Origin of the sequence: Polaromonas sp. CG_9.5 (assembly GCF_035984465.1) — a bacterium.
Lineage (GTDB): Bacteria > Pseudomonadota > Gammaproteobacteria > Burkholderiales > Burkholderiaceae_C > Polaromonas.
In genome coordinates, this window is the sequence record NZ_JAXCHR010000010.1 from 53,454 (window position 1) to 67,055 (window position 13,602).

General features: G+C 61.1%; 15 protein-coding genes. 6 read left to right on the top strand and 9 right to left on the bottom strand.

Annotated elements, in window-relative coordinates:
* Positions 1 to 50 precede the first annotated feature (50 nt).
* From coxB to RCH06_RS09920, 3 genes are all read right to left on the bottom strand, one after another.
* The gene (gene coxB, locus RCH06_RS09910) at positions 51 to 1,238 is read right to left on the bottom strand and encodes a cytochrome c oxidase subunit II (RefSeq protein WP_327081295.1); all 1,188 of its coding nucleotides are present in this window, start codon (positions 1,236 to 1,238) and stop codon (positions 51 to 53) included.
* A 133-nt stretch (positions 1,239 to 1,371) separates the two neighbouring features.
* Positions 1,372 to 1,875, bottom strand: coding sequence for a DUF2244 domain-containing protein (locus RCH06_RS09915; RefSeq protein ID WP_442799634.1), 504 nt, complete (start codon positions 1,873 to 1,875; stop codon positions 1,372 to 1,374).
* 212 nt (positions 1,876 to 2,087) lie between these two features.
* On the bottom strand, positions 2,088 to 2,993 hold the full coding sequence (locus tag RCH06_RS09920) for a methyltransferase domain-containing protein (RefSeq protein WP_327081296.1): 906 nt from the start codon (positions 2,991 to 2,993) through the stop codon (positions 2,088 to 2,090).
* On the opposite strand from RCH06_RS09920, the gene RCH06_RS09925 reads away from it, so the two are divergent.
* The gene (locus RCH06_RS09925; protein WP_327081297.1) at positions 2,992 to 3,801 is read left to right on the top strand and encodes a ComF family protein; all 810 of its coding nucleotides are present in this window, start codon (positions 2,992 to 2,994) and stop codon (positions 3,799 to 3,801) included. The genes RCH06_RS09920 and RCH06_RS09925 overlap by 2 nt on opposite strands.
* Before the next feature lie 72 nt (positions 3,802 to 3,873).
* Entirely contained in the window at positions 3,874 to 4,353 is a 480-nt protein-coding gene (gene trmL, locus RCH06_RS09930; protein WP_327081298.1) for a tRNA (uridine(34)/cytosine(34)/5-carboxymethylaminomethyluridine(34)-2'-O)-methyltransferase TrmL, read from the top strand.
* A 15-nt stretch (positions 4,354 to 4,368) separates the two neighbouring features.
* On the opposite strand, the gene RCH06_RS09935 is transcribed toward trmL, so the two are convergent.
* Complete coding sequence (locus RCH06_RS09935; protein ID WP_327081299.1) at positions 4,369 to 4,824, bottom strand: MaoC family dehydratase; 456 nt, start codon at positions 4,822 to 4,824, stop codon at positions 4,369 to 4,371.
* Between the two features lie 207 nt (positions 4,825 to 5,031).
* Here RCH06_RS09935 and kefC point away from each other — a divergent pair, with 207 nt between their 5' ends.
* Positions 5,032 to 6,855: a glutathione-regulated potassium-efflux system protein KefC gene (kefC, locus tag RCH06_RS09940; protein WP_327081300.1), complete on the top strand. Its 1,824-nt coding sequence runs from the start codon at positions 5,032 to 5,034 to the stop codon at positions 6,853 to 6,855.
* Positions 6,856 to 6,921: 66 nt separating this feature from the next.
* On the opposite strand, the gene RCH06_RS09945 is transcribed toward kefC, so the two are convergent.
* Entirely contained in the window at positions 6,922 to 7,677 is a 756-nt protein-coding gene (locus RCH06_RS09945; protein ID WP_327081301.1) for a sulfite exporter TauE/SafE family protein, read from the bottom strand.
* A gap of 109 nt (positions 7,678 to 7,786) precedes the next feature.
* Here RCH06_RS09945 and RCH06_RS09950 point away from each other — a divergent pair, with 109 nt between their 5' ends.
* Complete coding sequence (locus RCH06_RS09950; protein ID WP_327081302.1) at positions 7,787 to 8,428, top strand: trimeric intracellular cation channel family protein; 642 nt, start codon at positions 7,787 to 7,789, stop codon at positions 8,426 to 8,428.
* 152 nt (positions 8,429 to 8,580) lie between these two features.
* On the opposite strand, the gene pcaF is transcribed toward RCH06_RS09950, so the two are convergent.
* From pcaF to RCH06_RS09965, 3 genes are read right to left on the bottom strand one after another with little or no spacing between them, the layout of a single operon-like run.
* On the bottom strand, positions 8,581 to 9,789 hold the full coding sequence (gene pcaF, locus RCH06_RS09955; protein ID WP_327081303.1) for a 3-oxoadipyl-CoA thiolase: 1,209 nt from the start codon (positions 9,787 to 9,789) through the stop codon (positions 8,581 to 8,583).
* Positions 9,790 to 9,844: 55 nt separating this feature from the next.
* Positions 9,845 to 10,498, bottom strand: coding sequence for a 3-oxoacid CoA-transferase subunit B (locus RCH06_RS09960; protein ID WP_327081304.1), 654 nt, complete (start codon positions 10,496 to 10,498; stop codon positions 9,845 to 9,847).
* Between the two features lie 9 nt (positions 10,499 to 10,507).
* Positions 10,508 to 11,227 (bottom strand): 3-oxoacid CoA-transferase subunit A, encoded by a 720-nt coding sequence (locus tag RCH06_RS09965; protein ID WP_327081305.1) that lies wholly within the window; start codon positions 11,225 to 11,227, stop codon positions 10,508 to 10,510.
* 136 nt (positions 11,228 to 11,363) lie between these two features.
* Here RCH06_RS09965 and RCH06_RS09970 point away from each other — a divergent pair, with 136 nt between their 5' ends.
* Together RCH06_RS09970 and RCH06_RS09975 are read left to right on the top strand one after the other, a co-directional pair.
* Positions 11,364 to 12,200 (top strand): IclR family transcriptional regulator domain-containing protein, encoded by an 837-nt coding sequence (locus RCH06_RS09970; protein ID WP_327081306.1) that lies wholly within the window; start codon positions 11,364 to 11,366, stop codon positions 12,198 to 12,200.
* 88 nt (positions 12,201 to 12,288) lie between these two features.
* Positions 12,289 to 12,723 (top strand): DUF1841 family protein, encoded by a 435-nt coding sequence (locus RCH06_RS09975; RefSeq protein WP_327081307.1) that lies wholly within the window; start codon positions 12,289 to 12,291, stop codon positions 12,721 to 12,723.
* Positions 12,724 to 12,812: 89 nt separating this feature from the next.
* Here the strand turns inward: RCH06_RS09975 and RCH06_RS09980 are convergent, their stop codons facing one another.
* Positions 12,813 to 13,490 carry a c-type cytochrome gene (locus RCH06_RS09980; protein ID WP_327081308.1) on the bottom strand — a complete coding sequence of 226 codons (678 nt, stop codon included), beginning with the start codon at positions 13,488 to 13,490 and terminating at the stop codon, positions 12,813 to 12,815.
* Positions 13,491 to 13,602: the final 112 nt, after the last annotated feature.

Below are 13,602 nucleotides of genomic sequence, written 5' to 3' on the forward strand. Positions count from 1 at the left end.
GCTGACGACGAATCGGGTCGGCAGCGGGTATTAACGGTGTCGGGGCGGGCTTACTTGCGTGCAGCCAAAACTTCAGCGGGTTGAACAATCTGACCGGTCTGGTTGGACCAGTTGTTCTTGGTATAAGTCGCAACGGCAGCCAGATCGGTGTCGCTCAAGGCTTTCCACGACGGCATGGCACCGCCAGCGGCACCATTCAGAAGAATCTGGATTTGCTTGTTGTGGTCTGCATCCAGCACGATGGCCGAGCCGTCCAGCGGCTTGATCGGGCCTGCACCTTTGCCGTTGGCTTGGTGGCAGGCGGCGCAGTTGGCGCCATAGACCTTCTCGCCACGAGCTTTCAGATCAACCAAAGTCCAGACTTTTGCAGGATCATCGGCTTTAGCAGCGGCTTCCTTGGCCTTGAGGGCAACCCATGCGGTGTATTCCTGGGCAGAAACCACTTTCACATGGATCGGCATGTAGGCATGCTCCTTGCCGCAGAGTTCCTGGCATTGGCCGTAGAAATCGCCCACTTTTTCAGCCCGAAACCAGGTGTCGCGCACAAATCCGGGAATCGCATCTTGCTTGATGCCGAAAGCTGGCACAGCAAACGCGTGAATCACGTCGTTGGCGGTGGTGATGATACGAATTTTTTTGTTGACCGGAACCACCAGCGGGTTGTCGACCTTGAGCAGGTAATTGTCTGGGGCAACTTCACCGGCTTTGGGGCCGCCGTTGTTGGACATGACACGCTGGTCGTTGTCGAGCGTAGAGACAAAACCGATGCCTTCGCCCTCGCCCTTGATGTAGTCATAACCCCATTTCCACTGGATACCTGTGGCCTTGATGGTCAGGTCTGCGCCCGTGGTATCTTTCTGGGCAACCAGCACTTTGGTGGCAGGAAGCGCCATACCGATGACGATCAGGAAGGGAATGATGGTCCAGGCAATTTCCACAGCGGCTGACTCGTGGAAGTTGGCGGCCTTGTGGCCCACCGACTTGCGGTGTTTCAGGATGGAGTAAAACATCACCCCGAACACGGCCACGAAGATCACGAGGCAAATCGCCATCATGAACCAATGCAGCCATTGCTGTTCTTCGGCAATGCGGGTGGCTGCGGGATGCAAGTTGAGCTGGTTGACGGCCGGGCCGCCGGGCAGGTCGTTGACAGCATAGGCGGCAGTGCTAATCCAGGCTGCTGCGGAAACACCCAGTGCGCCTGCATGCTGGAAGCCAAGCCGTGTCATTTTGCTCATGGTATTGCTCAGGTTCATCGTGATCACTCTTTTTTCTGCTTCAATTACCGATTGAATTAACCCGCCATTATAAAGTTTGAGGGAGGTCAAAGTTCCGAAATCGGAAATGCAGTACCGATATATCGCTTCTTACTCAGCATGCACGCAACGCAAGTCGTATTTCCCGGGCCAAAAGTGGCCTCAATTCGGGCCGCATATGGCGCCCTACCCGCACTGACCGGCCCTGCCCAGACACCTCAATCAGCGAACCATCGCCATGTTTGGGCTCGACCCGCACCCATTCGCGATTGAACTCGGCCCGCTCGGTGCGCCCTGCAGTTTCCAGCTCAATGACCAGTTGCCCGCCTTGCAGGAAAATTTTCTCCGCATCGCCCGCATGCCGCGAATACAGCAGGAAAGCCGCGCCCACCGCCAGCAATTCCAGCAAGGCAAAAGTCATCACCATGGCCGCGCCCTGCGCCCAGAAAAATGTGGCAATGCTGATTGAAACAAGGCACAAGGACAGGTAAAACCAGCCCAATTGCGCCGGCGACAGCGAACAATGGCGTTTAAGCAGCCAAAGCACGGCCGCTTCTTGTGCAGAAGTGCCTTGTACGGGCAGTGTGGCAAAACGAAATGCAGGCGGGGGTTGCAGCACGTGACGACCTTTAAATAAACGCCATGCAGTGTGGCCGTGAAAAAAGAAGCTGCAAAAGGCAGAAAGACGCTGAAAAAGGCGCAACGAGGCAGCAGCGCTGAATTCGAAAAATGACTATAAATTCAAAGCGCGGGCAACGCAAGCCTTGCCGGGTTACCCCTAAAAAGCGTGCTTAAACTGGGCCTTTCAATTCATATATAGCCACTGCAGCCTCAGCGGGAAGAAGGGCCCGCACTGGCCTGCAGCATCTGGCGCATGTCCTCCACCGACACCGCGCTGTGCGGACTGACCTTGAATTTCGGCTTGGCTTTGAGCGCATGGCCATAAATAACTTCAAACGTCAGCGAAAGCCGACCATCGCTGCCCGTCAGCTCTGCCGCCAGCGCCTGCTCCAGCTGCGCCTTCCAGGCTTTGCCGCGCAAGCCGGGAAAACGCGCCGGATGAAAGTTGCGGCCCAGCTCGGCCAGCTCCTGCAACAGACGCGCCGGCGTCTCGTAGGTCAGCGTGATGCGCTCCATGTCCATCACCGGCTCGGCAAAGCCGGTTTGCACCAGCATGTCGCCCCAGTCGTGCATGTCGGTCAGCTCGTGGCCTGCCGGCGGCCAGCCCAGGCGCGCATACAGCGCCCGCAATTCGCGCGCTGTATCGGGACCCAAACAGGAAAACATCAGAAAACCATCGACTTTGAGCGCCTGGTGCCACTGGGCCAGCAGCGACTGAGGATCGGCGGACTCATGCAGCGCCATGTTGGCCCACAACATGTCCACGCTGCCGGGCGGCGGCATTTCAAAGCGGGTGGGCGCGGCCAGCCACTGACTGGGGTTCCACCACGGTTTTGCTATATTTTTAGTAGCTTCTTGCGCACGTTCAGATTGCACTTCAGCCACAAAACAGGCTGAATCAGGATAAGTTTTAGCCAGTTCGGCATGCGCCTGCATGCCGCCGCGCAAAGCGCCCCAGTGCGCCCAGGCTTGCGGCTTGAGCTTGATCCACTGCAGCCGGTCTTGCATGCGGCGCGCCACTTCTTCATGCAGCCACGGCGAAGACAGGGGCGCCATGCGCTGCCAGCGGCTGACGGCTTGCGGATCGAGCGTGGGCGGACGCGAAGTGGTGGTCATGAAAAGAAATGGTTGCCAAAAGTCAGGCGAGTATATTGACACGGTGTTTTACCGCCCGCTGCACCTTCGTAAATTCCTGCCCCGGCTGCCCGGCTTTGCCAGCGAGTGCGCCGTGTGCCGGAGCTGGCCCGCCGAACAGGTCTGCCCGCCCTGCCTGGCGCGTTTTGCCGCCTGGCAACCGCGCTGCACCGGTTGCGCGCTGCTGCTGCCGGTTGACCTGTCACCGGGTCTGCACACAGCACCCCGCCTTTGCGCCGCCTGCCTGCGCCAGCACCCGCCACTCGACCAAACGCTGGCCGCCGTGCCCTACGCCTATCCCTGGTCGGCCTTGATCACGCGTTACAAGTTTGGTGAACAGCACGGCTGGGCCGGTTTTTTCGCCGGCCTGATGCTGCGTGCGCCCGGTGTGGCGCAGGCAATTAGCGAATTGACTGCGCAAGACTGGCTCATCGCCCTGCCGCTGTCCAGCGAACGGCTGCAAACGCGTGGTTTCAACCAGGCCTGGGAACTGGCCAGCGCCCTCGCCCGCCAGTCGCCAACCCGTGGCCAGGTCGATGCTGCCATGCTGCTGCGCGTCAAACACACGCGCCCGCAAAGCCAGCTCAAGCGCGAAGCCCGCCTGGCCAATGTCAAAGGTGCCTTCCAGGTCGACCCTTTGCGGGCGCGCGGGCTGGCCGGTCGGCGCGTGGTGCTGGTCGATGACGTGATGACCAGCGGCGCGTCCCTGTTTGCGGCGGCGCAGGTCTTGCGGGATGCCGGCGCGGCGCACATCACCGCCGTGGTGCTGGCGCGCACCCCGCCCGCCTAGAATCGCCGCTTCATTTCCTGTTGCGGCACGCTGAAAAAACGCGGCGCTGCCCTTCCCCAACACCTGCCGTCCATGTTCAATATCGTCCTTGTCGAGCCCGAAATTCCGCCCAATACCGGCAACGTGATCCGTCTGGCGGCCAACACCGGCTGCCGGCTGCATCTGGTCGAGCCGCTCGGCTTTTCAATGGACGACAAACACATGCGGCGCGCCGGACTCGATTACCACGAGTACGCCCAGGTGCTGCGCCATGCCAGCTGGCCGGCTTTTTTGCAAAGCCAGCAGCCGCCCGCTGACCGCTTGTTTGCCCTGACCACGCAGGGTGCCTCCAGCATGTACGAGGCGCATTTTTTACCCGGCGACTGGCTGGTGTTTGGCTCTGAAACCAAAGGGCTGGCACCCGAAGTGCGCGAAGCGTTTGGTGCCGGCCAACGCCTGAAAGTGCCAATGCTGCCCGGCCAGCGCAGCCTGAATTTGTCCAACAGCGTCGCCGTGACCGTGTTTGAGGCCTGGCGGCAAAATGGTTTTGCCAGCGCCGCCCAGCCCGGCTGAATCAGCCCGGGCGCTTCACGGGTAGCGCCGCACCAGCGACTCGGCCACGCACACCGGCTTGGCCTCGCCTTCGCGCTCTACCGTGACTTCCCAAGCCATCTGCAGGCCGTTGCCGGCAATCGGCTCGGCACTCAGCAGCGTCATCCGGGCGCGCAAACGGCTGCCGACCGGCACCGGTGCCATGAAACGCACTTTGTTCAGGCCGTAATTCACGCCCATGCGCGATTCGATGACCTCGAATGACGATTCAAAAAACTTCGGCAGCAGCGACAGCGTAAAAAAGCCGTGCGCAATGGTTCCGCCAAACGGCCCGGCAGCCGCTTTTTCCGTATCAATATGAATCCACTGGTGGTCGCCGGTGGCGTCGGCAAACAGGTTGACCTGTTGCTGCGTGATGGTGAGCCAGTCGCTGACAGCGACTTCCTGGCCGGTGCAGGCCGCCAGATCAGACAGGGTTTGGAAGGTTTTCATCAAGCCACTGTAGCCCGGTGCCAAACATTAAAAACAAGCGGGCTGTCGGTTGGGCGACAGCCTTGATACAAAAACACCGCCGGTCAAAGTCTTGCCAAGTGCAAATGGCATCCGACTTTTCCGCTATCGTTACCCGATGCACGCACCCCAAAAAACCTGTTCACAGCCCCGGCGCGTTGACCACACCACTGCGTCCGTCAGCCCAGCATGAACCACGCACCCGCCTGGCTGATCAACAGCTTCATTTACCTGTCCGCCGCCGTGGTGGCCGTGCCGCTGGCCAAAAAGCTCGGTTTGGGCTCGATCATCGGCTACCTCGCCGCCGGCATTGCCATCGGCCCGTGGGGACTTGGGCTGGTCACCAACGTGCAGGACATCCTTCATTTTGCTGAATTTGGCGTGGTGCTGATGCTTTTTCTGATCGGCATGGAACTGGAGCCCAAGCGGCTGTGGAGCCTGCGCCGCCCCATCTTTGGCTGGGGCACTGCCCAGTTGCTGAGCTGCGCAGCGCTGCTGACCGGCACCGCAATGGCGTTTGGCATTGCGTGGCAAACCGCGCTGGTGGCCGGTTTGGGGCTGGCGCTGTCGTCCACGGCGATTGCGCTGCAGTCGATTCATGAACGCAACCTGATGCGCACCTCCAGCGGCCAAGCCGGTTTTTCGATCCTGCTGTTTCAGGACGTGGCGGCTATCCCGATTTTGGCGCTGATGCCGCTCTTGGCCACCATAAATGGATCAAATGAAGCTGTTGTGCATACCGAACGGGCGCTGGAAGCTATAAAAATCATAGCTGTCATTGCCGGGATCATTCTGGGTGGCCGGCTGCTGCTGCGCCCCGTGCTGCGCTGGATTGCCAACAGTGGCACGCCCGAAATCTTTACCGCCGCTTCGCTGCTGCTGGTGGTCGGCATTGCGGCGCTGATGCAGCTGGTTGGCCTGTCGATGGCGCTCGGCGCTTTTCTGGCCGGCGTGCTGCTGGCCGAAAGCGAATACCGGCGCGAGCTGGAAACCGATATTGAGCCGTTCAAGGCCTTGCTGCTGGGCCTGTTTTTCATTGCTGTCGGCATGAGCATCGACTTTGGCGTGCTGTGGAAATTTCCGGGCCAGATGCTGGCCATTTTGGCCGGCTTCCTGGGCCTGAAATTGCTCGCCATCTACGGACTGGCGGCGGCGATGAAGCTGCCGTATCAAGAGCGGCCGGTGTTTGCGCTGCTGCTGGCGCAAGGCGGCGAATTTGCGTTTGTGGTGTTTCAGGCGGCGGCTGGCGCGCAGGTGTTTTCAGCCGAAACCGCGTCGCTGCTGATCGGCGCGGTGGCGCTGTCCATGCTCATCAGCCCGCTGCTGCTGGTCGCCATCGACAAGTGGCTGTTGCCGCGTTACGCCCAGGGCAAGCCCTCCATGATGGAAGAAATCTCCGAGCCGCAAGAAGCGCCGGTCATCATTGCCGGCTTTGGCCGCTACGGCCAGATCGTCGGCCGCCTGCTGCTGGCGCAGGGTATTTCGGCCACCGTGCTGGACCATGACGCCGACATGATCGAGACCATTCGCACGTTCGGCTACCGCGTGTTCTATGGCGATGCCACCCGGCTGGACCTGCTGCGCACGGCGGGCGCGGCCCAGGCCAAAATTCTGGTGCTGTCGGTCGATGACGTGGAGCAGTCGCTGAAAATCGTCGACATGGTCAAGGAGAACTTTCCACAGCTGCAGATCGTCGCCCGTGCCCGGGATGTGTCGCACTGGAACGCGCTGCGCGACCGGGGCGTGATGCGCGTCGAGCGCGAACTGTTCGACTCCAGCCTGCGCAGCGCCCGCACCGTGCTCGAACTGCTAGGCCAGCCGGCCCCGGCCGCGCAGCAAGCCGCCGAACGCTTTCGCCAGCACAACCTGGCGCTGTTCGAGCAGATGTACCCGCACCGCAACAACCGAGAAAAGTTCATCGCCGTGGCTAAACAGGGACGGATGCAGCTCGAAGCGCAGATGAAGCTGGAGCGCGAGCAGCTCGGGCAGCCAGCGCAGGACGCGCAAGGCTGAAATAGTGATGAAACAGGCCGCTTGCGCAATACGGGTGGGCGCAAGCAGCTATTTAATCAATAGCAATCAAGCCAACCCGTCCCACAGCAGCTTGACGCCTGTCAGAAACATGCCGCCGTACAAAATCCGGTAAAACCAGAGCGGGCTGATGGTGCGGGCCATGCGCACGCCGATCCACACGCCAATCGGTGCCAGCGGCAGCAGCACCAGCGAGGTCGCCATGTTTCGCCAGTCCAGCAGGCCCAGCCAGGCGTAGGGAATCCACTTGGACAGGTTGATGACAAAAAAGAAAAACGCCATGGTGGCGGTGAACTTGACCGGGCTCAGGCGCAGCGGAATGACGTAGGCGCTGATCGGCGGGCCGCCCGCATGCGCGACAAAACTGGTGAAACCCGACGTGATGGTCAGCAGCGCACCCAGCCATTTGGGCGGCGGCGGGCTGTCAGGACGGGGCGGAAACAGCAGGCGCTGCGCCAGAAACAGCAGCGTGAAACCACCCACGATGGCCGCCACCGTGTGCGCATCGAGCACCCTGAACAGCAGCGCGCCCACCACCGTTCCGACCAGGCCAAAGGGCACCAGGAATTTCAAAAACGGGTAGTCAAAGTCCTTGCGGAATGCAGCGATGCCGAGCAAGTCCATCAGCAGCAGCAGCGGCATCAGGATGGCGGCGGCCTGCGGCACGCTGACGGCCAGCGCCATCATCGGCACGGCGAGTGAGCCAAAGCCCGCCCCAAAGCCGCTTTTGCTGATGCCCAGCAGCAGCACGGCCGGAATGGCGACGGCGTAAAAGTAAGGGTCGGTGATCAGCGGGAAGTCCACGGCGGCAGGTCTTTCTGGCCCGCACCGGGCGACAAAGCGGGCGTGGCGACAACAAAGTGCGCCATGTTACCTGCGCTGTGGCCAGCGCCGGGCGCACGACAATACGGGCATGCTGGTCAACATTCAATCCTGGGGAGAAACGCTGCGCCTGCTGGTCGAGCTGGCCGGCACGGCCGCTTTTGCCGTGTCGGGCGTGCTGGAGGCGGCGCGCAAAAAGCTCGATGCGGTCGGCGTGTGCGTGGTGGGTTTTTTGACAGCGTTTGGCGGCGGCACGCTGCGCGACCTGCTGCTCGACCAGCGGCCTTTTTTCTGGGTCGCGCATGTCGAGCTGCTCTGGGGCGTGATGGCGCTGTGCGTGCTGGCGATGCTGTTTCTGCGCGAACACCATTTCGAGGTGACCGAAAAGGCCATCCAGTGGCCTGACGCGCTGGGGCTGGGCCTGTTCACGGCGACCGGCGTTCATTTGGCGCTGGATGCGCAAATGCCGATGCTGGTGGCGGTGCTGATGGGCTTGATCACCGGCGTGTTCGGCGGCGTGCTGCGCGACATGGTCTGCAATGAAGTGCCGACGGCCTTTCGGGACCACCGGCCTTATGCCGTTTGCGCATTTGCCGGCGGCTGGGTGTATGTGGGTCTGGGGCTGCTGGACGCGCCGGGCTGGCTGGCGCTGGTGGTCTGCGTCAGCGTGACGGCCGGGCTGCGCCTGATGGCGCTGTGGCGCAACTGGGCGCTGCCCGCCTGGCGCGTCTGAGGCGGCGCAGCGCCGTTAGTAGCGCCACGGCGGCATGTCAGGCGCTGCTTTTGTCCATTTTTTGCATCAAACAGGCCTCTTGCGCATGCTGCACGGGCGCTGACAGCTACTGATTCAGTAGCAAAATACTGATTTTTTAGGCACTGAAGCGTTCAGACTCTTTCCAGAATGACGGCAATGCCTTGCCCCACGCCGATGCACATGGTGCACAGCGCGTAGCGTCCGCCCGTGGCGTGCAGCCGGTTGACGGCGGTGGTGGCCAGGCGCGCGCCGCTGGCGCCCAGCGGATGGCCCAGCGCAATCGCGCCACCCCAGGCGTTGACGCGGGCGTCGTCGTCTTGCAGGCCCAGCGCACGCAGCACGGCCAGGCCCTGTGCGGCAAAGGCTTCGTTGAGCTCAATCACATCCATCTGGTCAATGGTCAATCCGGTCAGCGCCAGCACCTTCAGCGTGGCGGGCGTTGGCCCAAAGCCCATGATGCGCGGGGCCACGCCGGCTGTCGCCATACCGACCACACGGGCACGCGGCACCAGGCCGTTTTTGGCGGCGCTGGCTTCATCGGCCAGCAGCAAGGCGCAAGCGCCATCGTTCACGCCCGACGCATTGCCGGCGGTCACGCTGCCGTCGGGACGCACGATCCCCTTGAGTTTCGTCAACGCTTCGAGGCTGGTTTCACGCGGATGCTCGTCCTGGCTGACGATGACCGGGTCGCCCTTTCGCTGCGCCACGCTCACCGGCACGATTTCGCGCGCCAGGTGGCCGGCTTTTTGCGCGGCCACGGCCCGGAGCTGGCTGTTCATGGCCATGCGGTCCTGGGCTTCGCGTTCAATGCCGAAGTCGGTGGCGACGTTCTCGGCGGTTTCAGGCATGGAATCGACGCCGTATTGCGCCTTCATCAGCTTGTTGATGAAACGCCAGCCAATGGTCGTGTCATACACGGTATTGATGCGGGAAAAAGCGCTTTCAGCCTTGGGCATGACGAAGGGTGCGCGGCTCATGCTTTCGACGCCGCCGGCAATCATCAAGCCCGCTTCGCCGGCCTTGATGGCGCGCGCGGCCGTGCCCACGGCGTCCAGCCCCGAGCCGCACAGGCGGTTCAGGGTCGCGCCCGGCACTTCAATCGGCAAGCCGGCCAGCAGGCTGGCCATATGGGCAACGTTGCGGTTGTCTTCACCGGCCTGGTTGGCGCAGCCGTAGATCACGTCGGTCACCGCTTGCCAGTCGACGTTCGGGTTACGCGCCATCAATGCCCGAATGGGAATCGCGCCTAAATCGTCGGTGCGGATGCTGCTCAGGGCGCCGCCGTAGCGGCCGAAAGGCGTGCGGATGGCGTCGCAGATGAAGGCTTGTTTGGTGGTCATGGGTGAGTCTCTTTCTTGGGATGTCAGGCTGTCAGTTCAATGCAAAATTTCGGATTTAATTGGCCATTGGGAGGATTGGCAGTCCTACCAGCTTTTCAAGCTCGGCATGCGCCAGTCCATCGACCTTGTCGATCAGCGTCAAGCCCTGCGGCGTGCATTGCAGCGTCGCCAGTTCGGTGTAGATTCGCTTGACGCAGCCAATACCGGTCAGCGGATAGCTGCACTGCGCCACCACCTTGCTTTCGCCTTGCTTCGTCATCAAATCCATCATCACCCAGGTTTGCCGGGCACCAATGGCCAGGTCCATCGCACCGCCGACAGCCGGAATCGCGCCGGGCTCGCCGGTGCTCCAGTTGGCCAGGTCGCCTGTGCTGGATACCTGAAACGCCCCCAGCACGCAGATGTCGAGGTGGCCGCCGCGCATCATCGCAAAGCTGTCGGCATGGTGGAAATAAGCGCCGCCCGGCAGCAGCGTGACCGGCTGCTTGCCAGCGTTGATGAGGTCGTAGTCTTCATCGCCTGCAGCCGGTGCCGGGCCCATGCCGAGAATGCCGTTTTCGCTTTGAAGGATGACTTCGCGCCCAGCGGGAATGTGGTTGGCCACCAGCGTCGGCATGCCGATGCCGAGATTGACATAAGCGCCGTCAGGAATGTCCTGCGCCACGCGTTTAGCCAGTTCATTTTTGCTTCTTTTTTGATAGCTTGTCATACCCATTCCTTATGCGCCAGAGGCCAATTTGGCATTATTTTTGATCCCGCCGGCCTGGGTGGCGACACGCGCGATGCGCACCACCTGGCGAACGTGGATGCCCGGCGTCACGATGGCTTCGGGGTCGAGCGCGCCCAGTTCCACAATCTCATGTACGGTGGCGACCGTGTAACGCGACGCCATCGCCATCACCGGCCCGAAATTGCGCGCCGACATGCGGTAGGTCAGGTTGCCCCAGCGGTCGCCCTGTTCGGCTTTGATCAGCGCCACGTCGCCATAAATCGGGTATTCGAGCACGTAGTGCTTGCCGTTGATCTCGCGCGTTTCCTTGCCCTTGGCCAGTTCGGTGCCGTAGCCGGTCGGGCAGAAAAACGCGCCAATGCCGGCCCCTGCCGCACGGATGCGTTCGGCCAGATTGCCTTGCGCCACCAGCTCTAACTCGATGCGGCCGCTGCGGTACAGGCCATCGAACACCTGGCTGTCGGCTTGGCGCGGAAAGCTGCAGATGATCTTGCGCACATGGCCGGTCTTGAGCAGGGCCGCCAGACCGGCTTGGCCATTGCCGGCGTTGTTGTTGACGACGGTCAGGTCTTTCGCCCCCTGCGCAATCAGGCCGTCAATCAGCTCGGTCGGGTTGCCGGCGGTGCCGAAGCCGCCAATCAATACCGTCGAGCCGTCCTTGACATCGGCCAGCGCATCGGCCACCGACCGGGCAATCTTGTTGATCATTCAGGGGTCTCCAGGATTCAGGAATATCTGGCAACGCCATGGCAAACGCCATGAAACGACCCACCAGACCTTGATTTTATTTGTTCGCAATAAGAACAACTGTTCGTATAATGAATTCTAGGAGATTTAAACTGTCATGGCAACCACCAAAACCCCACCCTTTGCCAGCACGGATATCTCGTCCGCGACAAAGCGCACGTCACCCGCACCCGGCGACAGCTATGTGCAGTCTTTTGCGCGCGGCCTGGAGGTAATTCGTTCCTTCAGTGCACAGTCGCCCCGTCAAACGCTGTCCGAAGTGGCCGGGCGCACCGGCCTGACGCGCGCCGGCGCACGGCGCATCCTGCTGACATTGCAAACGCTGGGGTATGTGGAAAGTGACGGCAAACTGTTCCGTCTGACGGCGCGCATCCTGGACCTGGGGTTTGCCTACCTGTCGTCGCTGCCCATCTGGAACCTGGCCGAGCCGCTGATGGAAACGCTGGCCGGTCAGGTCAGGGAATCGTGTTCGGCGGCGGTGCTGGACGGCACCGACATTGTTTATGTCATGCGCGTGTCAACCCACAAGATCATGAGCATCAGCCTGGGCGTCGGTTCGCGGCTGCCGGCTTACTCCACCTCGATGGGCCGCATGCTGCTGTCGGCCTTGCCGCCGGATCAGATGATGGCGGTGCTGCAGGCATCAGAACGCAGCCCGCGCACCCGCTATACAGTCACCGACCCGGATGAGTTGGCGGCCAAAATCGCGCAGGTGCGCAGGCAGGGCTGGTCGATGGTCAGCCAGGAACTCGAAGAGGGCCTGGTGTCGATGGCCGCAGCGATCACCGACCGGACTGGCCAGACGGTGGCAGCGCTCAATATCAGCGGCCAGGCCAACCGCACCAGCGCCAAGGTCATGCAGGAAACCATGCTGCCCGCACTGCTGGAAACAGCACGGCGCATTTCTGAAAGACTCAGCCTGCAACGCAGCTGAAACCCAACTGATAAGCCCTATTCGCCTGGGGCAGAAAAATGATTCATCATGGCGGCAACGGGAAATGTGTGCGTGCTACGCTCTGGCCATGTTTACGCCCTCTCAAGCTGATGTTCGCCGGTTTTTTTGCTCCGTTTATGCCAAAGCGCTCACCCCTCAACCGCTGGAAGCTATAGAAACCATAGCAAGCCAGTGGATGGACGAGCATCCCGAATACCATGCCGACTTTAAAGACGCCGACGCGGCGCTGGAGAAAATGTATGACGTGGAAGGCGGCAAAACCAATCCCTTTTTGCATTTGTCGATGCACCTGTCAATCAGCGAGCAGTGCTCGATTGACCAGCCGCGCGGCATTCGCCAGGCCGTCGAGTTGCTGGTCGCCCGGCGCGACTCGCTGCATGCGGCACACCATGAAACCATGGAATGCCTGGGCAGCATGGTCTGGGAAAGCCAGCGTTCAGGCCGCCCGCCTGACGGTGCTGCGTATATCGAGTGCGTCCAGCGTCACGCCACGCGCGATTGACCGCTGAGCAAGCCAGCGCCGGTCGGCCCATCTAGACGCAAAAAAGCCGCTTTTCCAGCGGCTTTTTTCGTCTTGAAGCGTTTGTCTACTTAGCGAAAACGGCTCTCGGGAACCACCTTCAGCTCACCCTCGACGGAGGAGAGGTAATTGGACATGGCCTTGAGTTCTGCATTGCTGTACTGCTTGGCCATGCCGCCCATGATGGGGTGCGAGCGACCGACTTTTGCATTGGGGTTATTGCCGTTGTCAGCCTTGTAGGCCTTGAGTGCTACGTACAGATAGTCGGCATGCTGGCCGGCAATCTTGGGGTAGCTGGGGTCAATGGGCTTGCTGAAATTGGCACCGTGGCAAGAGGCGCAATTGGCTTTGTTGAGCAAAGCCTGGACTTCAACGCTAGGCTCTTTGGCCGGTTTGGCAGGAAGCTCTGCGCCGGCAACCACGCCATGCGTACTGTAATAAGCGGCCAGGTCAGCGATGTCCTGATCGCTGAGCGTCTCTGCAATGCCGCGCATCGTGGGGTATTTGCGTGCGCCTTTTTTGTATTCATGCAACGCCGACGAGATATAGCCGGCGCTCTGGCCAGAAATCATCGGCACCTTGTACACCTCGGGGAAAGACGACTGATAGCCCTTGATGCCGTGGCAACCGATGCACATGGCATTCTTGGTTTCTCCGGCCTTGGCGTCGCCCTTGATCTCCTGGGCAAGGCTTGCAGCCGTCAAGGATGAGAGGGCCAGAGCAAATATCGAGGTGAACAGCTTATTCATTTTGCGCGCACAATCAGGTGAGAAGTCATCGTTAAAACAACGGCGGATTATATCTGCGCCTTCCAAAACAAAGGCTGCCGTACTTAATTTCACCTAGCACCCCTTTTATATC